Source organism: Streptomyces sp. ISL-94, assembly GCF_018614075.1.
In the GTDB taxonomy this organism is placed as follows: domain Bacteria; phylum Actinomycetota; class Actinomycetes; order Streptomycetales; family Streptomycetaceae; genus Streptomyces.
Map to the genome: position 1 here is coordinate 94,213 of NZ_JAGGOZ010000013.1, position 21,879 is coordinate 116,091.

General features: G+C 70.2%; 9 protein-coding genes and 1 pseudogene. 4 read left to right on the top strand and 6 right to left on the bottom strand.

The genetic code is table 11. The features are described from left to right. Positions 1-7: 7 nt before the first annotated feature. From panD to drmA, 5 genes are all read right to left on the bottom strand, one after another. On the bottom strand, positions 8-427 hold the full coding sequence (gene panD, locus J7E94_RS04250; protein ID WP_215012403.1) for an aspartate 1-decarboxylase: 420 nt from the start codon (positions 425-427) through the stop codon (positions 8-10). 440 nt (positions 428-867) lie between these two features. Beyond that, a complete protein-coding gene (locus J7E94_RS35860; RefSeq protein ID WP_215012405.1) occupies positions 868-1,128 on the bottom strand; it encodes a helix-turn-helix domain-containing protein in 261 nt (86 codons plus the stop codon). Between the two features lie 155 nt (positions 1,129-1,283). Continuing rightward, complete coding sequence (drmC, locus tag J7E94_RS04260) at positions 1,284-2,057, bottom strand: DISARM system phospholipase D-like protein DrmC (protein ID WP_215012406.1); 774 nt, start codon at positions 2,055-2,057, stop codon at positions 1,284-1,286. Further along, complete coding sequence (gene drmB, locus J7E94_RS04265; protein ID WP_215012407.1) at positions 2,054-3,949, bottom strand: DUF1998 domain-containing protein; 1,896 nt, start codon at positions 3,947-3,949, stop codon at positions 2,054-2,056. The genes drmC and drmB overlap by 4 nt, the downstream gene beginning before the upstream one ends. Further along, positions 3,946-7,776 carry a DISARM system helicase DrmA gene (gene drmA, locus J7E94_RS04270; RefSeq protein ID WP_215012408.1) on the bottom strand — a complete coding sequence of 1,277 codons (3,831 nt, stop codon included), beginning with the start codon at positions 7,774-7,776 and terminating at the stop codon, positions 3,946-3,948. Before drmA ends, drmB begins: the two co-directional genes overlap by 4 nt. Before the next feature lie 181 nt (positions 7,777-7,957). Here drmA and J7E94_RS04275 point away from each other — a divergent pair, with 181 nt between their 5' ends. Beyond that, a complete protein-coding gene (locus J7E94_RS04275; RefSeq protein WP_215012409.1) occupies positions 7,958-10,129 on the top strand; it encodes a DEAD/DEAH box helicase in 2,172 nt (723 codons plus the stop codon). A 79-nt stretch (positions 10,130-10,208) separates the two neighbouring features. Here J7E94_RS04275 and J7E94_RS04280 read toward each other — a convergent pair whose 3' ends face one another. Beyond that, positions 10,209-16,319 carry an AAA domain-containing protein gene (locus tag J7E94_RS04280; protein ID WP_215012410.1) on the bottom strand — a complete coding sequence of 2,037 codons (6,111 nt, stop codon included), beginning with the start codon at positions 16,317-16,319 and terminating at the stop codon, positions 10,209-10,211. Positions 16,320-16,763: 444 nt separating this feature from the next. Here J7E94_RS04280 and J7E94_RS04285 point away from each other — a divergent pair, with 444 nt between their 5' ends. The 3 genes and pseudogenes from J7E94_RS04285 to J7E94_RS04295 all read left to right on the top strand — a co-directional run bounded on the left by J7E94_RS04285 (position 16,764) and on the right by J7E94_RS04295 (position 21,589). Next, complete coding sequence (locus J7E94_RS04285; RefSeq protein ID WP_215012412.1) at positions 16,764-17,468, top strand: hypothetical protein; 705 nt, start codon at positions 16,764-16,766, stop codon at positions 17,466-17,468. Between the two features lie 273 nt (positions 17,469-17,741). Continuing rightward, positions 17,742-20,288 (top strand): DUF262 domain-containing protein, encoded by a 2,547-nt coding sequence (locus tag J7E94_RS04290; protein ID WP_215012414.1) that lies wholly within the window; start codon positions 17,742-17,744, stop codon positions 20,286-20,288. Between the two features lie 208 nt (positions 20,289-20,496). Further along, positions 20,497-21,589, top strand: a pseudogene (locus J7E94_RS04295) (MerR family transcriptional regulator). The last annotated feature ends 290 nt before the right edge of the window (positions 21,590-21,879 follow it).

Below are 21,879 nucleotides of genomic sequence, written 5' to 3' on the forward strand. Positions count from 1 at the left end.
ACTCCCCTCAGACAGCCACGGCGTGCGGGCTGCGCTCCTGATCCGTACCCGGCACCGGGGCGGAGGGGTCCGCGCCCAGCTCGACGATCCGGTTGTCCGCGTCGACGTGCACGACGCGGGGCTTCAGCGCCCGCGCCTCGGCGTCCTCGACCTGCGCGTAGCTGATCAGGATGACCAGGTCTCCGGGGTGCACGAGGTGCGCGGCGGCCCCGTTGATCCCGATCACGCCGGACCCCCGCTCGCCCTCGATGACGTAGGTCTCCAGCCGCGCCCCGTTGGTGATGTCCACGATGTGGACCAGCTCCCCGGGCAGCAGATCGGCGGCGTCCAGCAGATCGGCGTCGATGGTCACGGACCCGACGTAGTGCAGGTCGGCCTGGGTGACGGTCGCTCTGTGGATCTTGGACTTGAACATGGTACGAAACATGAAGAAGCTCCCGAAATGTCTGCTCCCTGCCTGCTTTTCCAGGTCAAGGGCGGTCTCCGGAGCGTACAACTATTCGCATGTTCGGTCAGCTGTCTCCAGGTGTTACAGGACTCACGCTGACCCATTGCTGATTTTCATGACGAATAATCAGGTTAATGCGGACTGCGATCTGCGGGCCGGAAGAACCCAGGGTACGTAGGCGCATGCCATCAGTGCGCTGACCGCGAGCGAGTCACGGGCAGGGGCCGCGGCCGAGCGGTAGGGCGACCACACGAAGCCGGTCGCCGACACGGGAGAGCGCGGCGGCCACAAGGGCGTGCGGGAAACGCATGTCGCGGGTGGCGGAGGAGGCCACCGAGGCGACTCCGGAGTACGGGCAGGGCCGCCACAGGGAAGGCCCGGTGCCCGCGGGCGCCGGGGAAGGGAGCGCGGCATGGCACTCAATGATCCGTAAGGCGGCCGCCCGCGCCACCGCCGAGTGCGAGGACGGCGTCCCGCTGTTCCGGGAATGCCAGAAGGACAACCTGCTTGTTCGGGTAGTGGTGCAGCGGACCGGCCCGCGTAAGCCCGGCCTCCTCCGCAATGTCATTGAGGCTCCCGGCTCGGAATCCCCGGGCGGAGAACACCTCCAGCTGCTTTGGGATGTACTCACACCCGGTACTGGAACCGCCGCTGGTGGCTGTTGCTGACCAGGTCGCCACCGGGTGGCGCTGATCAGAAGGTCTCAGGCCAGTCGTGGTGACGGTGTCCCCCTTCTTCCGCAAGTCCGCGGTGCCCGCACGGCCATATGCGCTGCCGTGCCCGTCGGCGCGCGCTGAAGTACGGGATCGGCCATGGGTGCGGCCATCTGCAGGCGTTAGGTGTACGGATGTGGGAAAGGCTTGAGTATGCCGAGGCGCTGCAGTTCGACGATGTGCTCTGCCGTGCGACGCGGTGCTTCACCGCCGGTCACCAGCACACCCGCCTCGATGTTGCGCCGAGCAGCGGACTCGGTCAGGTTGGCGCTGCCGAGCAGAAGAGTGCGACGGTCGGCGACCGCCAGCTTGGCGTGCTGACGTGAGCGGCCCTTTTCGGCCGGGCCCCGTTCCCAGATCCACATCCGCAGGCCGGGCACGGACGCGAACGCTTCGGCTGGTTCCCTCCCCGAGAGCAGGCCGCCTGCGCCGGCCAGGGTTTCGACCACGACGTGCGTCTGCACGCCCCTGCCCGCAGCCTCTGTCAGGGCCTTTGTCAAGGCGGGATACGGGCGAGCCGCGTACGTCATCGCCAGCAGTTCGTGCTGTGCCTCGTTGATGACCTCGACCAGCACTTGGGCGGTGGCGCGGACCGGCACTCCCGGTGTCGAGGGACCGCTCCACACGGTGCGGACCCGGACTGTGTCCCGGGCCTGCCGCCAGGCAGCGACATAGCCGCGCACGTAGGCAGCCGCCTCGGAGGCAGGCACCGACTCCGACTCCATGGCGTCGTAGAGCGCCGCGACAGCCACGCTGACTCCCGGTGTCGCCAGCTCGGTCAGTATCCGTTCCCTGGTGCGTCCCTGGGCGAGCAGGCCGGCGAGGTCCTTGCTGCGAGAGAGGCCGAGGGCCGCGACGGCGGCCTCGGCAGCGCCCTCGAACGCAGGTCGGCTCACGGCAGCAGACCGACCGGCGTCAGCACCGGGTCCCGGTCCCCGGTCAGCGGGACGAGGAACCGGCGGTCCAGGAACCGGTTGCCGCGTTCGCACGTGGTTTCCGAGACGAACAGGCAGACATGGCACGCGGCTCCGTGGAGGAAGTCAGCCGGGTCCTGTGGCAGGCGCTCGGCGCAGAGCGGGTCGGCCGAGCAGTGGCGGGCGTCGGTCAGGGCCCGGCGCACGATCCGGTCGAACTCCCGCTCTTCGGCCAGGGACACCAGACCGCCCAGGGTGCCCTCGGAGTCCGGGACGGCGGTGTAGATGAGGATGCCGGTCCTCGGATTGTGTTCGTCGCCCGCGTAGATCCGTTCGGCGAGCGAGGCGGAGTTGTAGCCGCACTCCAGGGCGATGGTGCGGATCAGCAGGTGGGAGAGGGTGTGCAGGGCGATGTACCGCGCTCCGGGCCAACCGGAGTACGGGTCGAAGTCACTGGTCTTGCGGTCTGACTTCCGGTTGGCACGAAACCGTGCGTACGCCTTTCTGTGCGCCTCCATCTGCGGCGACTTCTCCATCCGAGCGACCCACTCGGCCATCAGACCGTCCCGCACGCGCAGGAAGACGCCCTCGCCGCGCACCTCACTCGCCGGTACCCAGTTCCGGATCCCGCGGGACAGTTCGACGCGCGTGGCGATCTCCGGTGATTCGGGGTCGGGCGCGTCGAGTCGGGTGAACCCGATCAGCGCCCGTGCCTCACGCAGCCGCTCTACCTGCCTGATATCGGCGAAGAACTCGCTCAGACGGGCCGGCACGGGCATCTGCCGGAGTGCGAAGTCGTCGCTGGGGGTGGGAACGGGACCGGAGAGCGCGTCCCATTCGGGTCCGAAGAGGTCGGCCTGGACGTCGGGGGCGGAGGGGGCAGACCCGGTGGCCCCCTGCTTGCGGGCCGTGATCGCCGCGACCACCGCGTCGGCGTCGAACTCCTTCAGGAAGGTGAACTTGGGCATGCGCGACATGAAGTCGAACTGCCCCCGGTCTTCGATCAGTTCGAGGTCGGGCCAGTGGTCGTCCAGCAGCTTGCCGATGTCTCCGCCCTGCGCCTTGGGCAGTGCCAGGGCGCTGAGGGTGAGCGGGAACCACTGGTTGGACGCGCCCGCCACCATCAGGACCGGCTCCCGGCCGCAGCCGTTCGTCTCGTAGGTGCCGAGGTGCGGATGCCGTCCACGGCACCGGGGCAGATTCCGCCGGCCTCGTTCACCCATGGCTTCCCGGATGTTGCGCTTCACGCCGCAGGCGACGCACTCGATGGTGACGTTGGCGGCCTGGTTTCCGCCGTGGTCCTTCATGCGCAGCTTCGGGCGCGGTGTCTTGCCGCAGGCCTGCCCACGGTGCACATACGGGGTGTACGGGAACTCGTCGAGATGGCCGGCGGTACACACGAGGGTGAAACGGGCCGCCACGGCGAGCGGCTTCCCCCGCTTGCAGTCGTGGACGAACTTCGCCTCGTGCGGCGTCCGTGGGTTGGCGTTGACGAAGGCGAACTCGCCCGAGTCGATCGCGGCCAGCACATTGCACGCGGTGCAGCGCAGCCACTGCGGGAACGGCGTGACGGGCACTCCGACCCCCTGTGCCGCCCAGCCCTTCGGGTCCGCGTCGGCGCCCTCCAGCCAGGGGGCGGCCCGCAACTGCTCGACCTGGCCGCGTCCATAGCGCTGGAGCGACCGGTTGACGGCGGCGCGCAGCCGGGGCTCGTCGATGTCGTAGTCGGTGACACCGGAGTGACTCCAGGAGTCGATTCCCCGGATCAGGACCGAGAAGTTGGGCAGGTCTACGAGGGCGCCGACTCCGGCGGTGAACATGAGGTGGCTGGGCCGTACGGTGCCGACCCTGCGGTTGCTGCCCTGGCTGCTCATCGCTGTGCCTTCCTGACCGTGCCGGCCGTGACGGGCCCGTACTCGTCGCTGTCCACGGTGCTCGCCGTGTCCGGGTCGGTGTCGGAGTCGGTCCCGGGGGCGCCGAACGTCCAGTCGGGACCGTCGCCCGAGGGTTCTTCCAGGAAGGCGCCACCGCCGGGGAGGAGCAGGTTGATCTCGTTCTCCGTCTCGCGCATCGACATGCCGACGGTCAGTTCGGTCCACCGGGAGCCGTCCGCCCGACGCAGCAGGCCGTTCACGACGGTCGTCTTGTGCTTCTCCTTGCGGTAGGCGAGGGCCGAACTGCTCTCGTCGCGTTTGCGGCGCCATTCGTCCTTGAGCCGGTCCAGTCGTTCGCTCAGGTACTGGCGGGGCCGGTCGCCTCCCACCCGTTCAGCCCGTTCGAGGAGCCGGCGTTCGACGTCTTGGGCGAGCGGTCCGTCGAGGTCGACGTGGTGGGCGTCGAGGTTGCGGGAGGAGTCGTAGGCCGCGTGGCGCAGCGCGGCGACATAGGTGGCGGCGACACCGCGGTCGAGCGCGCGGCGGGTGTACGGGGTCACCGACAGTGCTTCCACCCGGCGGTAGAACGTCGCGTGATAGTGCTCGAAGTCCTCGTAGTGGGCGAGGTCGCGGGGGCGCGACCAGTTGTAGAGGGTCACCACCAGGCCCGGACGGGCGGCGTCACGGCCGACCCGCGAGGACGCCTGGATGTACTCGGCGGTGTTCTTCGGCTGGCCCACGACGAGCATCAGGCCGAAGCGGGAGACGTCGACACCGACCTGCAGCATGGAGGTGGCGAGGACGACGTCGACGGCCTGTCGCACGGTCGGTGTCATGGACGCGCGGGGTTCGCGCTTGTCCTTCATGGCGGCGGCGTACTCGCGCAGGAAGGCCCGCCTGCGCACCGAGGTGTCCCGCTCGGGGTCGAACTCGATCTCCAGCCGCTTCAGGGCCGCCCCGATGTCCGAGGAGGAGATGCGGGAGGTCAGTTCCTGGATGCTGAGCATCCCGGCTCTGCTCACGATGCGGTCCGACAGCGTGTCCTGGCCCTTGCGGCTGCCGTTGGACCGCACGCGGGTGGTGATGTCGTCGTCCATGTACCGCCGCATGCCGGCGAGTTCACGGGTCGCGTTGAAGTAGCCGACGAGGGTCATGTACGGGTCCGCCGGCCTGCCGTACTCGTCGAAGAGCTGCTGCGCCGCGAGCAGCAGGATCTCCGCGACGCGGATCTCGGCGGCCTTGAGACGGGTGCCGTGCGCGCATACGCCGAGGTAGCGGCGGCCGGGGTTCTCCCCGCTCAGCTCCACCTGCCGGGAGAAGAAGGTGTCGCCGACGTCCAGCACCTGGGGCGGGAAGACGGCGACCTTGCGGGCGAAGACACCGCGCACCTGGTCGGCGGCCCGCTTGGTGGTCGCGGTGGAGGCGACGATTTTCGGGCCGACGTCATGACGTTCTCCGTGAACGTCGGTGAAGCTCCACGTGCACAACTGATCGACGGCTGCCTCGAAGAGACCCACGGTGGTGCCGAGGGCTCCGGAGATCAGGTGCAGCTCGTCCTGGATGATCAGGTCCGGAGGCCGCAGGCGGGTGACGGGCTGGGCAGTGACGCCGGGCAGGTCGCCCCTGGCGTTGTGGCGGCCACCGCAGCCGGTCTTGGCGTCCAGGTCGTCGTGGCGGTAACCGTGGCGAGGACACAGCTCGGTGACCCTGCCGAACAGCAGGCCGGAGTAGCCGTTCCACGGGAGCTGGGCGAACTTGTCGACCGTGGCGATCAGCAGCGAGGGCGCCAGCCGGTAGATCTCCTCGTCGACGGTGAGCACGGGGATGCCCTCGCCGAGCGCTTCACGTCGGGAGAAGGGGCAGCGGTCCTCCCCCTCGCCGCGAGGGCAGTACAGCAGGACTCTGCGGCGGCCTTCGTCGTACTCCATGTTCGCGCGGGCGGTCAGCCCGCTGCCGCACCAGGGGCAGGTGAGGACCTGCAGGACCCGCGCGTGCTTGTCGCTGGCGTTCTCCTTGGCTTCGGCGATCTGCTCCTTGGCCTCGTCGAACCAGTTCGGTGAGACGGAGGTGCCCACCCAGAGCCCGATCCGGAACGGGGTGGTTCCCCAACGCCGGTCCCGCGCGAACTCCTCGCGGCGCAGGACTTCGCAGGCGCTCACCAGGGCGGCGGCGCGCTGGAACTGCTGGGCGGTCAGCAGCCGCAGGGTGTAGCGCATGAGCACGCCCACGCCCGCCTCACCGCTGCGGGCGTCCGCTCCCGAGCCGATGGTCCCCTGGAGGCGCCGCAGTGCGAAGGTGTAGGCGGCGAGTCCGAGATACGCCTCGGTCTTGCCGCCGCCGGTCGGGAAGAACAGCAGATCGACGAGGGCTTCACGGCCGGTGCCGCGGTGCGGGTGTCCGGGCTGGGTGAGGGAGTCGATGTTCAGCAGGACGAAGGCCAGCTGGAAGGGCCGCCAGCTGGCTGCCGCCTTGCCCTTGCCGTGGACCTCGTCGTAGGCCTCCCGGTAGGACCGGGAGTCGTTCTCGCAGCCGGTGCGGACGGCCGCGATGGCCGTGTTGCGGCGCTGCAGGGCCATGGCCCGGTTGGCGAACCGGAAGGCCAGCAGGGCCGTCTCGTCGGCCACCAGCCGGTCGATGCCGAGGGTGATGCGGTCGCAGACCTCGAGTGCCTGCTCGATCGCGGTCTCGGCCGCTTCTCGGAGGTCTTCGGGGAGCGAGGCGGCACTGCGACGCTGCTGCTCCAGCCACGTGCCGTATCCGTCGGCCAACGGGGCAAGAGCGGCGCTGAGTTCGGCTCGGCGGCCCGGCACGGCGAGTGCCGCCAGCTCGTCCATGCCCAGTTCCAGCCCCTTGAGGAGGTCCTGCTCCTCGAGGGTCGGCGCGGTGGTCGCCCGGACGTCGTACTCGGGAAGCCAGACGGTGGTCAGGCGGTGTGCGTTGCGCTCTCCGTCACGGACGTGCGCGTGAACGGCGACGTTGCGGCCCTTGGCGTGGCTGAGGCTGTCCCGGTAGAGCAGGCGCAGCCGCCGTTCCTCGGCGTCCTCCGGCGCGTGGTCGTGGCTCGCCGGGTCGAGGGGGTCGTCGACCGGCAGGAAGACGGCTGCCTGGTCGTCGGGAAAGGCGGTGACGTCGATCTCGGTCTGGAAGAGCCAGTGCGCGTCACGCGCGTCCGCGCTGTCCGGCTGCCGGTTCACCAGGGCCAGCTCGACTATGCGCAGGTCCTCGGCGCCCGTGCGGCCGCTGTGCCGGCGTACCTGCACGTCGAGGACGACGGTGTCGCCGTCGAGTTGAACGGTGCGATCGGCCCCGTCGGTCACGTCGATGTCCACCAGGCGCTCGACCGGCTCACGTGACCAGACCCTGCGCGTCGTCCCCCGCTCGGTGGCCTCGTCCGACTGGGTGTAGCGACCCCAGCGGACGGTGGCACTGAGCGTGCCGACGGAGGCCGGAGCGGTGAAGGACAGTCCCATGGACGATGCCCAGATGTGTCCGGCGGCCTGGGGACTCAACCGGTCCTGCAGACCGCTGTCGTCACCTTCCTGCTCGTCACCCGACTCCCCTTCCGCGGCCTGGGCGGCCGCGCGGGCGATCCGGTCGGCAGTGACGGCCTGCGGGCGCGGACCGAGCATGCCGACCAGGTACCGGTCACGGGGGCCGGAGGAGGCGCTCGGCAGCGTTTCCGTCTCACCGTCCCAGGGCCCCAACAGGTCCCGGCGGATGTAGTGCACGAGTGCGTCGCGCACCGCGTAGGAGTCCCCGGCACGGAACGTCTGGGGAACTTCGTCGAGCGGATGCGGAACAGCGGCCTGGGCAGGCTGGGCCGGCATGCGATGGGTCCTTTCGGACAGGGCCGTTGGAGCAGGGACGTGCACCGGTGGTGTGGCAGCACGAGAAATATAGACCCGTTGACTCAGTTCACACAACGAATACGGGGGGTCCGTCGCTCGACATCCTGTCGGTCTCTAGGCTGGTGCCCGCCTGCCGCCCGCCCGCGACCCGAGGACTCCTATGCCCCGCCTCGCCCTCTCCGACGACTTCGTCGCGGATCTGATCTCCCTGCAGAGACCTGTCCAGAAGGAAGTCAACGGCACGATCCAGATGTTCCGAAGCCTGACCGTGCCTCAGCTTCATGCCAGCAAGGGAATGCATCTGGAGAAGCTCGAGGGGGCGCGCGACCCGCGGATCCGCACGATCCGGGTCACCCGGTTCTACCGGGGGGTCCTCCTCGCCCCGGACGACGGCAGCGAGCTGTTCACCCTGCTCAGAGTGGCACCGCACGACGAGGCGATCAACTGGGCCTGCAGGCGTGCCTATTCGGTCAACGGCGCCACCGGAGGCTTGGAGGTGCGCAATGTCGAGGCACTCGAACAGATGGAGACCTACTTCGAGACGAAGGCGGTCGAGACGCCGACCCGGCTCTTCGCGCACCACTCCGACACCGTGCTGCGTGACCTCGGCATCGACGAGCAGGTCCTGCGACTGGCGCGCGTGTGCGTCACGGCAGACGACCTGGCGGTCATGGCGCCTCCCATGATGCCGGCCGACCAGTACGAGGTACTGGAGTACCTGGCGACCGACTGCTCGCCCGAGGACGTCTGGGAGCAACTGATCGCCCCGCGCGGGCAGACGGTGCGCACGGCGGAGGACCGGCCGGCCGTCACGCTCGGCGAGGCGATCCTCAACACGCCCAACGGCATCGTGGAGGTCACCGGCCCCGGTGAGCTGGAGCGGATCCTCACCGAGGACTTCGTTCGCTGGCGCGTCTTCCTGCATCCGGCCCAGCGCCGGTACGCCTACCACCCGGGCTTCAACGGACCGGCTCAGGTGACGGGCGGCCCTGGCACCGGCAAGACGGTCGTCGCCCTGCACCGGGTACGGCACCTGCTGCGCACCGGACGCGAGGGCGACCGGATCCTCCTCACCACCTTCACCAACGCCATGGCGGCCGCCCTGCGGGACAGCCTGGCCCTCCTGCTCGGCGATGCCGACGCGCATCTGCTCGACCGCGTCGACGTCACGACGGTGGACTCGCTGGCCGCCCGGGTCATCCGGGAAGCCAGGGGCGGCTCGCCGAAACCGCTGTCGGCAGCAGCGGAGAAGAGCGCGTGGACCCGCGCCGCCGCGCGCGAGGACCTGCCCTGGTCGGAGCGCTTCCTGTCCCAGGAGTTCCGCAACGTCGTCCTGGCTCAGGGGCTGCGGACGCCTGAGGAGTACCTGAGATGTGTGCGCAGGGGACGCGGCACACAGGTGGGGCGAGTGCAACGGGCCCGGCTGTGGCGGGTCATGGAACGGTTCACGGGGGATCTGGCCTCGCGCGACTCCGCGACGTACACCATGGTGTGCGACCAGGCCGCCCGGATTCTGGCCGAACGGGGGCCGCGCTACCGCCACGTCGTGGTGGACGAGGCCCAGGACCTGCACCCGGCCCAGTGGCGGGTGCTGCGGGCCTGCGTGGCCGAGCAGGCCGACGACCTGTTCCTCGTCGGTGATCCCCATCAGCGCATCTACGACTCCCGGGTCTCGCTGCGGTCCCTGGGAGTCAACGTGCGCGGACGGACGTCCCGACTGCGCCTCAACTACCGCAGCACGGAGGAGATCTTGAGGTGGTCCACGTCCCTCCTGGACGGTCAGCCGGTCGGCCGACTCGGAGAGGACGACGAGGACGACGGCGGCCAGGACTCGCTGCGGGGCTACCGCTCCGAGCTGCACGGCCGCGTTCCCGTGGCTCGCGGTCATGGCAACCAGGACGACGAACTGCGCGCGCTGGTGGACCAGATCCGCACGTGGGTCGACCAGGACGGGGTGAAGCCGTCCGAAGTGGCGGTGTGCGCCCGGTTCAACACCCTGGTCGACGCGGTCATCGCCCGCCTGCGCCGTGAGGGCGTCCCCGCCGTCGCGGTCAAGGACGACCCGGGGCCGACGGTGCCGGGTGTGCGCGTGGCGACGATGCACGCCATGAAGGGGCTGGAGTTCCGCTGCGTGGCCGTCGTCGGCGTGACATCCGGCGTGCTGCCGTTCGCTCCGCAGGTGACGCCGGCCGACGAGGACGCCGTGCAGCACCGTTCGGATCTTCTGGCCGAGCACTGTCTGCTGTTCGTGGCCTGTACGCGGGCACGCGACGCGCTGGCGATCTCCTGGAACGGTGAGCGGAGCCGCATACTGGACCCCGTCGCCGGCTGAGCCGCACCGGGCCCTGTCCCGCGGACCGAAAGGTGGGTCCGCGGGACAGGGCCGTCTTCTCACAGTGCCGTCACCGCGATCAGACGCGGATCTCGCGCACGACGACCGTGCGGGTCTTGCCCTGGGCCGCGTCGTACGAGATCTCGCGTCCTGTCGGCTGCCAGGTCAGCGCGTGGCCGAGCGGCGAGGACGGAGAGACGATGTCCGCCTCCTCGGTGGGCAGTTCGGCGATCGTGTACAGGGTGTCCTCGTCCACCTGGCCGTCGAACTCCAGCCGGAGCAGCGCGCCCGGGATCACGACGTCGGGGACAGCCCCTTCCCGTCCGACGCCGACGGCGTCGAGGAAGGTCCGCAGGAAGGCGAGGCGCCTGGTGCGCCGGTCGCGCTGCTCGGCCTGGGTCTTCCTGAGGAAGACCAGCTGGGCCGCGTCCGCTCCTTCGGGGGTCTCGGGGGAACCCTCGACCGCCGCCTGCAACTGCTGCACCTCGCGCACCAGCCGCTGGAAGGCCGGGGCGGGGATCTCCCGAACCGGCGCAAGGCTCGGCGCGGTCGGGGCGGCCATCGCCGAGCCCGCGGACGGTACGACGTGCCCCGCCGACCGGGCCGAGTCCGCCTGCCGTACGGCAGGGGCCGCCCCGGACACCGTCTCCCCAGCCGTCCGTGCGGGTACGGCCCCGTTGTCGGCGGTCAAGGCACGTGGCCGCGTCGGAGCGGGCGTCGCCCGTCGGGCCTGACCACGAAGGGGCTCGCGCGGGTCCGTGGCCCTGGGTGCGGGCACCGCTCCGAGGGGGGCTGCCGTTCCGGTCGGCGCTTGCGCTCGCGCCGTGTCCCCGTTCCCCGCCTCCTGGCTCGATCCGCCCCGCGGCTCGAACGGCACGCCGTCACCGGGCACGTGACCCACGCCGGTGACGCGACCGGCCTCGGCCGCGTGCTCCGCCACGGCCGCGTCACCGCCGGTCGCCGCGCCGCTGCCGGCGGCTGCCTCACCGCCGGTCGCCGCCCCAGCCGTCGGTTCCACCCCGCTGGGCCCGGCGTCATCGGCGGCACCGGAGCCTTCCGGATCCCGCCCGGCCGGTTCGATGCCCAGCCGTTCCAGCTCGGCCCACAGCGGGGCCAGCGCCTGCTCGCGGTCGAGGTGGAAGCGACTGCCCCTGATCCGGACGAACGTCCAGTCGACGCGTTCCAGGTCGCGCTGTCTGGCGGCCGCGGTGGAGGCGTCCTCCCCCTCGGCGAACGCGTCGCCGTCGCAGGCGACCGCCAGCCGGCGCGTCCCGCCTTCCACCACCAGGTCGATCGTGTGGCGGCCCACCTTGTATCCCGGACGGACCCGGTGGCCCCGTGCCGTCAGTTCCAGGTACACCTTCTGCTGGAACAGGCTGTCGAACGCTTCGTGCCGGACATCGGACAGAACCTCGCCCTCGACCGCGACGACGTCCTCCTCCCCGGGACGGGAGAGGTGATCGAGCCAACCCCGGCGCAGGTCGTTCTCGTGGAACTGTTCGGCCCTCGCGCTGTGGAACACCCACACCTGGTCCTGGGCACGCGAGGCCGCCACGTTGATGCGCTGCTCGTAGGTCTTGCCGTTGAAGCCGCCCGGGACCGCTCCGGCGGCCGTGGTCGCCGAGTTGACGAAGGAGATGAACATGATGTGCCGCTCGTCGCCCTGGAAGTCCTCGGCGTCACCGACCCGGATGCGCCGCTCCTCGCGCTGCTCGTAGTCGAGGCGCTCGGCAAGCAGGTTCTCCAGCACCGTCAGGTGTCCCTTGCTGGCGCGCAGGCTGATGACGCCCATGGTCTTCCCGTCGTAAGCGGGGTCGGCACAGCAGCGCACGATCGCGTCGACGAGGGCCTCGGCCTCGGCGACGTTGGTCAGCCGGGTGTTGACGCCGATGGCTTCGCCGGTCTCGACGTACACCGTGCGGACCGGGGGCAGCCGGTCGGCGCCGTACTGGCGCAGCGGCAGTAGATCACGGTTGTAGCAGAGGTCATTGGAGAAGGAGATGATCTCCGGCATGCACCGGAAGTGCTCCTTGAGCATGAGTGTGCCGCGGCCCGCCGAGAGCGCTTCCGTGAGGTCGAAGAAGCTGGACTCGGGGCCGAACAGGCTGCGGACGTCCGGCTCCAGCGCGGTGAGCAGACGATCCCTGAGGTGGAAGTACTCGTCCTGCTTGAGGCCTACGTTGGACGGACTGACCTGCTTGCTGTCGCCGACGACGACCATCCGGTCGGCGAGCCAGCTCAGCAGCATGGCCTCCAGGCCGGACTGGCTGGCCTCGTCGACGATGACGACGTCGAACAGACCCGGCCGGTCCATGGGTACGGTCTCGGCGACCTGGTGCAGGGGCATGATCCAGGCAGGCACCGCCGTCTGCGCCTTGCGCAGGGCGGCCTGCGCGTCGCGCCGGTAGCGGTGCTGGTACTTGCCCTTGATGCGCCGTGCGGCCTGCTGGTAGGCGCTGAGTGCCCGGGACTGGTCACCGGTGAGCAGGCCGAGGCAGCGGTGCCAGGCGCGGGCGGCGGCGAGCCGCGCGAGCATGATGCGGGCCTCGTCGTCGGCCTCCGTCAGCCGTCGGCGCAGGGTTCGCTCGGCTTCGGGGTCGGTCAGCCGCTCCATGCGGTCGCGCCACGCGGACCAGGCCCAGGCCTCGGCGAGCGAGGGCAGTCGGGCGTCCCAGGCGCTGTCCTCGTGTGTGGCGGTGATCCGCTCGGCCAGGGCCGGGAACGCCTCGCGGACACGGGCGAGGGCCACGTCCTGCTCGGCCCGCAGCCGGGCGGCCTCGCGCACCTCGGCCATCTCGTCGCTGAACGTGCGGTAGCCGTCGGGGTCACGGTCGCGGACGGTGCCGAGTGCGCGCACCACGGCGGGCGACACATCGGGCCGGTCGCCCCAGGCCCGCAGCAGTTCCTCGGTGTCCGCGATGACCTTGCGCGACTGTTCGGCCGCGCGCAGAGTGGTCGACGCGCGCAGCAGGGTGCGTACGGCGTTCTCGACGGACGGGTCGTGCCAGGTGACGACCGCGAGGGCCGGGGAGGTGGCCGCGGCGGCCAGGACGTCGGTGCGGGCGGCGGCGACGGCGAGCAGTGCGTCCAGCACCTCCGCGTCCTGTCGCAGCCGCGCGAGGCGCGGTCCGTGTCCCAGCCAGGCGGCGACGGGCGTGCCCCACTCGGACTCCACCTGGGCCAGGCGCAGTTCCAGCTGGACGCGGGCGAGGACGACGGCCGAGGTCGGCACGTCCTCCGGCGCCCGGCCGTCGACCCGCACGGTCTCTACGAACGCGCCGGCCGCCTTCGCCAGCCTGGAACGCATACCGAGGGGTCCGCGCAGCTTCTGTCCCTGACCGAGGCCGTCGTGCAATGCGGTGACCTGGGCGAGTGCCGTGGCCGGGTCGTACTGCTCCAGGCCGCTGACCATGGCCGTGCCCAGGGTGGCGAGCGAGTTGTCGACGGCCGCCAGGGTTTCGGTGACGGCGGCCCGCCGGCTGCGTGCCTGCCAGTCCTGCCCCTCCGTCACCTGCCTCAGGAGCGTCGCGGCCCAGTCACCGGCAGCGGCGGCGAGAGCCGCGGCGCGGGCGCGGGTGGTGGAAAAGACGTCGAGCGCCGAGGACAGCCGCTGCTGTTCCCCCTCGCCGAGACCCCTCACGGCCGTGTCGTACTCCGCGCACAGCGGGTCCTGGCGCGCGGCCGTGTGTGCTTCCTCGGCCGACCGTACGATGCGCACAGCCTCCTCGAAGTCGCCGGGGCCCGGCAGTTCGGAGGGGCCGGGCACCTCGGCCGCGAGGGCCTGGTGGTGCGGGGTGTACGCACGGGTGGTGTGCAGCAGCCGCAGGGCGTCGTCGGCGCTCAGGGCGGGCTGTTCCTGCGTGACCGGGCCCAGCCAGTCGTACCGTTCCGCCTCCGCGGTGAGGCGTCCGGCGATCTCCTGCAGGCTGCCGGTGTAGTCGCCGATCTCCGCCTCGAAGCGGTGGGTCTCCTGTTCGCGCAGTACGGCGAGGTCGCGCAGCATGGCCTGCTGGGCGGCACGGGCCTGGGCGAGGCGCGATTGGAGTGTCCGGATCCCCTTGCTGGATGCCTTCGCGTCATAGCCGGCGTACTCGCCGAGGATCCGCTGCACGGACGCCTCCAGCTCCCGCTGGGCGGCCGCGCCGTCCTCGGTGCGGCTCACGCACAGGTCACGGACGGACTCCGGCAGCTTGTCCCGCAGCACGCGCAGGGCGCGCGGGGTGTGGCTGGTGATGAGGACCCGCTTGCCCTGCGCGAGCAGGTCGGTGACCAGGTTGGCGATGGTGTGCGTCTTGCCGGTGCCGGGCGGCCCCTGGACGACGACGAGCCGGTTGGCGCGCAGGCGTTCGGCGATCGTGCGCTGCTCCTCGTTGGCAGGCAGTGCGAAGTACATCTCGTCGCCGCCCTGCGGCGTTCCGTCGTCCTCCACCGCCGCGAGGTCCGCCGCGGTCAGCGCGCCGTCCCGGCCCGCGATGTAGCCGAGCAGTGCGGTGGGCGGCGTGCCCGCGTCGATCTGCCGGGCGATGGCCTTGAGAGCGTCCATGGTGGAGCGGCGGCTGCGCTCGCGCAGGACGAGTGCCGGGGTGAGTCCCACCTGCGGGATGTCGAGGCTGCGCGGCTTGGCGCGCTCGACGGTCGGCGCGTAACTTCCGGCGCTGTGTGCGGCGTTGACCCAGCTGCGCAGGGCGGTGTGTACGGCGTCGAGGTGTTCGGGGTCGGTCACGTCCAAGGCGCCTTCCAGCACCTCGACGATCGTCTCGCGCACGGCGCCCGGCACGTGCTGGGCCCCTTCGAGCATGCCTTCTTCGAGTTCCAGGCCCGCGCCGGTGGGGTCGGGGGCGGCGGTGAGCGTGCCGGTGGAGGGGTCGAGCCGGATGGTGGCACGGTGGGTGATGAGGTGCCGTTCCACCCGCTGTCCGGTGGTCGTCTGCCAGGTGAGCCGGCCCAGCCCGAGCACGAGTTCGTACGCCTCACCGAGGCCCGCGGCGTCCTCGTGCATCTTGTGCAGCCGGTCGTACAGCCTGACCAGGGGGTCGATCGCGCGGCGCCGTTCCGCCCAGGCGAGCCATTCCTGTTCCCAGGCGGCGTACAGCTTCTCGATCTTCTCCCGCTGGGGGTGTTCGTCCAGCTCGTGGTAGGTCTTGTCGAGCGGGATGCCCCGGGACCAGTCGGGGAACTCGGGTTCGATACGCCGGCGCAGGTGCGGGGCGCGAGGCTCCTTGAAGTCACGGATCCGGGTCTCGTCCACCCAGGGCGCGAGCAGAGCCTTGGGGTGTGGCGCGTCCTCGCGTTCGGGGCGGGCGACGGTCAGCCAGGCCGGGTCGTCTCCGGCGAGAGCGCCGTCGATCATCACCTCGACGCCGTCGTCGTCCGGCAACTCGTCGAACCACACGGCGCCGGCCGCCCCGTCGAGCGTGCGCACGGGGCGCGTCTTCGACTCCTCGGCCTCGGCGAGGAACCGGAAGATCTGACGGACGCGAGCGGCGTCCAGATCGTCGGCGGAGACCTCCGGGACCACTGATCGGGCGCTGTGCCGTCCGGGGCCGGTCGACTGCGCCGGGACGACGTCGAGCGCGGCCGGTGCGGTCGCTCGCTGCTTTCCTGCGGCGGCCGAGGCCGCCTGCCCGGCCCTGTTCACGGGCTCCGGGGCGTCGTCCGGCTCCGCGAACAACGACTGCTGCCGCTCACCGAACAGTACGGACTGGTCGTAGGCCATCGGTACGGGGCGCTCGCCGACCACCGTAGCGGCGGCCGACGCTGTGCTGAACGTGACGCTCCTCCGGTCGCGCCCCGGGAAGCGGACCTCGATGTCCAGGTCACCGGCGGTGCCGGCCGGAATGCTGTAGGCCCACGTGGCGGAGACCCTGCGCCCCGTACGCAGCGTGCCCTCAAGCTCGTGGTCGAGCACGTCACTGCGGTAGTCCTGCACCTGACGGCCCGTCTTGCCGTACGGCCCTCCCCGCACCAGCAGGGTGATGCCATCGAGGTCGAGCGGCTGCCCGGTGCCGTTGCTCACGGACAGGGTGCACCGCACCAGGTCGTCACCCTGCCGGTACCCGTGACTGTCCTCGGCGTCCGCCAGTGCGTATGGCACGACGTCGTCCACCCGCACATACAGGCCGTCGTCAAACTGGTAGACGGAACCGACCGGCCGCAGACCGTCACTCAGCCCGCGCTCATCCTGACTCACACGCCCACCCCACCACTGCTCCTGAGGGCCATCCGGTGGCCCGTCCGGTCATCCCGCCCCGACCACCACGAGCCCGATCACAAGACGCCCCCACCGGCGCATGGACTCGGTGTGAACTGAGCACACATCGCGAGCGTATCAGCAGACCCCGACCACAATTCCACCGTTCCGACGTCCCGCACGAACCGCCGCCGGCGAGTGATCACCGACGGCGTCGGCCGACCCCATCGACACCTTCGAGCCTGACACCCGCCCCCCGTATCGACGTTGACTCAGTTCACAAAGCACGGCAGGCTGTCCCTCGACACTTGCCAGAGAGGGGCAGTAGTGCCGTGCACACGCAAGTAATCGACACATCCCCCCAGTTGGCGGCAGAGTGGCTTCAGACTTGGCCGTATGGCGACGCCCTGGAGGCGCTCGCAATCCGAGAGGACCACAACCCCAATGAGCAAGGCCGATGACGCCAAGAGCCTGGTCCAGCAGGGTCTCGACAAGGCGTTGGGCGCCCAGCAGCCGCTGGCGAGGAAGAATGTCGAGCGCCTGCGGCGAGTCCACCCCAACGACACTCCACAGGAGCTGATCCGTCGGCTGGATCGTTACTACCTTGCCAGCGTCACCGCATCCGGAGGAGCATCCGGCGCGGCAGGGATCGTGCCCGGTGCCGGGATCCCGACGGCTCTGGCTGATGTCATGCTCTTCACCGAAGCGTCAGTGCTCTACACGCTGTCGCTGGCCGAGGTTCATGGCATGCATCCCGAGGACATCGAGCGACGTAGGCTCCTGGTCCTGACCGTCCTCCTCGGCGACGGAGCGGTGAAGGCTCTGGACAAAGTCGTCGGGCGCACCGGCCCTTATTGGGCACGGCGCATCGTCGGTGCGATCCCAATGAGCGCGATCAACCGGGCCAACAGCGTTCTGGGCCCGCGGTTCATTACCAAATATGGGACCAAGCAAGGGGTCCTGGTGCTGAGCAAACAGGTGCCGCTTGGCATCGGTGCCGCGCTCGGCGCCGGCGGCAACCATGTCTTCGGGCGACTGACGATCAAGTCCGCACGTACCATCTTCGGAGAGCCCCCGTCGAGCTGGGACAGCGATGATCGTGGGGACGAGGTGCCCTTCGGTCCTGGCTCGGGGGATTCGACTCCGTAACGTCGGTTTTCGGATGGATGGCTCAGGACGACTCCCAGCGCGCCGCGATGAACGAACTCACGCCTGGGTCGAGGGCCGCACCATCGAGCTGCTGCGCCGCTCCCCCGACGAGACGATGCCGCGCATCTCCAGCCGTTCGTCCCTGACATCGGCGAACGGCGGCGCCTGAAAAGGCATAGATTCAGCGGACAACTGCCCCTGGCCCGAACGGTGTCGGACGGAACGGGGCTTGGCCTGGGCACCCGTCAGGAGTGTCATGGGGAAAGGAGGCGCATGCGCGCCCAGGAGATCACCTTCCTGAAGCTCGTCCAAGGGGACAAGCAGTTCCAGGTGCCGCTTTACCAGCGCACGTACAGCTGGGGCAGGGAGCAGCTTCAGCGGCTGTGGGAGGACATCGGGGAACTCGTCGACCAGCACCTGGCCGGCGAGCCGGCCACGCCGCACTTTCTCGGCTCCGTGGTTCTCGCACCCGGTCAGATCCAGGCGGGCGGGGTGCAGAGGTGGCTGGTGGTGGACGGACAACAGCGGTTGACCACGCTGATGCTGGCCTTCACCGCGCTGCGCGACCACCTGAAGGAGACGGGTGACGCCCGCGGGGTGGACCGGGTGCACCGCCAGATACTGGTCAACGAGTTCCACGAGGGCGCGGACCACTATCGGTTGCTGCCCACGCAGGCGGACCGGGACGCGTACACCGCCTGTGTCCAGTCCCGGGCGGACGCCGGCGGGGGCGACAACATCGGGGCTGCCTACCGGTTCTTCCGCGGTGCGCTCACCCAGGGCCACGAGGCGGGCGACGACCACTGGACCGCCACGGTCGAGACCGTACTCAAGGACCTGCTCTCCATCGTGGAGATCACCGCGGAGCCGGGCGACAACGTGTACCGGATCTTCGAGTCGATCAACAACACGGGTGTCGGGCTCAGTCAGAGCGACCTGCTGCGCAACTACGTGTTCATGCTGCTGCCCAAGCGGGGCGAGCGGATCTACCAGGAACTGTGGCTGCCCATGCAGCAGAGCCTCGGCCCGAAGAACCTCGACCTCCTGGTCTGGCTCGATCTGGTGGTACGCGGCCACTACAAGACCAAGCAGAGTGAGATCTACCGCGAGCAGCAGAAGCGGCTCCAGCCGCTGGCCGGCGACGAGGACGCCCTGCAGCGCGACATCGAGCAACTTGCCGAGCGGGCCGAGCGATTCCTGCGGATCACCGACCCTGCGCGTGAGCGGTCCCCCGCCCTTCGGGCGGTCCTGGAACGTCTGGCCTCCTGGGGCGGCCAGACGCACTACCCTCTCGCGCTGCACCTGCTGGATCTCCTCGCGGTCGGCGGGACGACGCCCGACGACGCGGCGCAGGCGCTGGGCTACGTCGAGTCCTATCTGGTGCGACGCCTGATCTGTCAGACGCCGACGAGCGGCCTCAACCGAATCTTCATGGAAGCGCCGAAGGAGCTCGAGACCGACCGGCCGGCCGCCGAGGCGGTGCGGCGGTTCCTGTCCGGCCGGCGGCGGCGTTGGCCGAGCGACGAGGAACTGCGCGAGGCGGTCCGCGCCAAACCGTTCTACTGGTCCGGGCGCCCTCTACAGCGCAGCTTCATCCTGCGCCGCCTGGAGGAGAGCTACCGCGCCTCCGAGCCCGTGGACTTCGTCAAGGCATCCCTCAGTGTGGAGCACGTCCTGCCGCAACGCCCCGCTCCCGCGTGGTTCGACCTGCTCGCAGAGGAGACGGAGCCGAATCAAACTCCGCAGGAGCTGCACGACCTGCTGGTGCATACGCTCGGCAACCTGACGCTGACCGGTGACAACTCTAAGCTTTCCAATCACCCCTTCGAGCGAAAGCAGCAGATCCTCGACTCCAGTGCCCTGCGCATGAACCTCGAGATCGCCTCGGCTCAGCGCTGGGGCAAGGCGCAGATCCTGGAACGTGCCGACCGTCTGGCCGACCGCGCCGTGGAACTGTGGCCCGGTCCGATCGGCGGAGTCAAGCCGAGCGGTGAGGAATCGCCGGGCTGGATCGAGCTGCGGGCCGCCCTGGTGGCGATGCCGAGCGGCACCTGGACGACGTACGGCGATGTCGCGGAGCTGATCGGCAGCCACCCGGTGCCCGTCGGGGCCTACCTGGGCGCCAATACGAGCGTGATCGGCGCCTACCGGGTGCTCACCGTGGAGGGCAGGATCTCCCCGTCGTTCCGCTGGGCGGACGGCAGTGACCGGCCGCCGCCGCAGGAGCTGCTGGCGAGCGAGGGAGTGCGCTTCGACTCCCTGGGGCGGGCCCACCCTTCCCAGCGTCTGTCCGCCGCCGAGCTGGCCACCCTGCTGGGCAGGGACGTGGCGCAGCCCGTAGCGCAGGACCCACTCCCGGAGGGGGAGGACACGGAGGCGGCCGAGCGGTTCCGCGCGCAGTTGCGGGAGAGCTGGCCCGACGCGTACGCCGGAGTCATGGCAATCCTCGACTTCTGGCGCCGCCAGGGCGGCCACGTGACCTACGGCCGGCACGAGGAGACGAGCTGCTTCCCGATGCTGGACCTCGGGACCAGCCGTCGGCCGCACCTGATGTGGCCGGTCGGGATCTACCCCGTCAGCGGAACGGTCGAGGTGGTCTTCCAGTACCTGAAGACCCGCAGCCCGTTCGACGACACGGAGCAGCGCCGGGGGCTCCTGAACCGCCTGAACAAGATCGACGGCATCGACCTGCCCGAGGCGAAGCTGGAGCTGCGCCCGTCCTTCCCGGTCAGGGTCTTCGCGGAGCACGGTGACGAGATCTGCGAAGTGCTGGACTGGTTCGTGGGGGTGGCGGCGCTGGATCTGGCGCGGAGGGACTGAATGCGCGAATGTCACGGGGCTGCACCCTCTCAGAGAGCCGACCGCGCGGTCACCGGCGGCGAGACACCGCATCCTGCGCGGAGGGACCGCCGTGCCCTTACTTTCCTCTCGGGCCGGTAGAAAATGGGCGGCCATGGGACGAATCCGAGTGGCCGGGGTTGACCCTCGACCTTGTCGAGGGCTCAGGGTTCCGGGTGTGGAGAACGAGATGCGCAGCATCGGGGAGATGGCCCGGGACGGCGGACTGAGCGTGAGTGCGCTGCGGTTCTACGACCGGGCCGGTGTGCTGGTCCCCGCCTGGGTGGACCCGGTCAGCGGCTACCGCTGGTACGAGCCCGAGCAGCTGGAGGAGGCCCGGTTGCTGGCCCGGCTGCGTCGGGCGGGCATGCCCCTGGCCGACATCCGGCTCGCGCTGGCCGGCTGGGCCGGCGCGGACACGGACCTGGTGCGCGGTCTCCTTCAAGCGCACCTGCGCCGTCTCGAGCTGGGGCTGTCCGATGCCCGCAGCGAGTTCTCCACGCTCCGAACGCTACTCGACCGCAGGGAGACAGACCCCATGACCTCGCTCCACACCGCCACCGCCATCGCCCGGTTGTCCGTCCTCGCGCCGGAGTTGGCCGCCGCGCTGGACGCGGTGCGCTTCGCCGCCGGTACCGACGCGGAGTTGCCGATGCTCGGCGGGATCCTGTTCGACGTCGAGGGAAAGGAACTCCACCTCGTGGCCACCGACCGCTACCGGATGGCTGTCGCGCGAGTACGCACCACCGGGCACGGCGGGCCCCGGACGCAGGTCGTCGTGCCGCTTCCGCTCGCCGACGCGATGCGGGCGCTGCTGACCGGCGAGGAGCCCGCCCTCCTCGCCGGTGGAGGGTGACCGTGTCACCCTGAAGACCGGCGACCGGCAGACATCCGGCCAGAGCCTCGGCCACGAGTTCCCCGACTACCGTCGCCTCGTCCACCTCCCGGCCGGTCGCCGGGCCCACGTCGATACGGCGGCCTTCCGCCGGGCCTTGGAGACCGGCCCGGTCCGCACGGGCGAGACGCGTGAGCAGGACGGTGAGCCTCACGACCTCAGTGTGCTCCGGGTGGCGGAGAACGGGTCCGTGATCGTGTGTGACGACGGGGACGACGACCAGAACAACGTGGCCGTCAACCGCGCGTTCCTGCTGCACGCGCTCGCGGCCGGAGCCCGGGACGAGTTGCTCCTGGAACTGGGCGCGCCCACGGCGCCGCTCGCGATCCGCCGGCCCGACGACGAGGGCGCCTTCTCGCTCCTGATGCCGGTCCGGCTGGAACAATGACCAGGTCATGCCGACGACTTCCTGGCGCTGATCGCATGCGCTGAGCGTGAGCCGCGAAGGAGGCACCCAGTCGAAGGCAGGGCGAGGCCCTCCACCAGGCCGCGCACCTGAGCGAGCCCCCTCGACGTCAACAACCACCAGCGCCTTCCTTGTGCGCGGAGCTCACAAGATGTGAGTGTTCTCGGCTCCTTCCGGGGCAACCAACTCCGTTCGACTGTGCTGTGGGGCGCACCGCACCTCGTCTGAACTCCTGCACGCCCCTGCCCATTTGGGATGTAGCTGTCCCATAC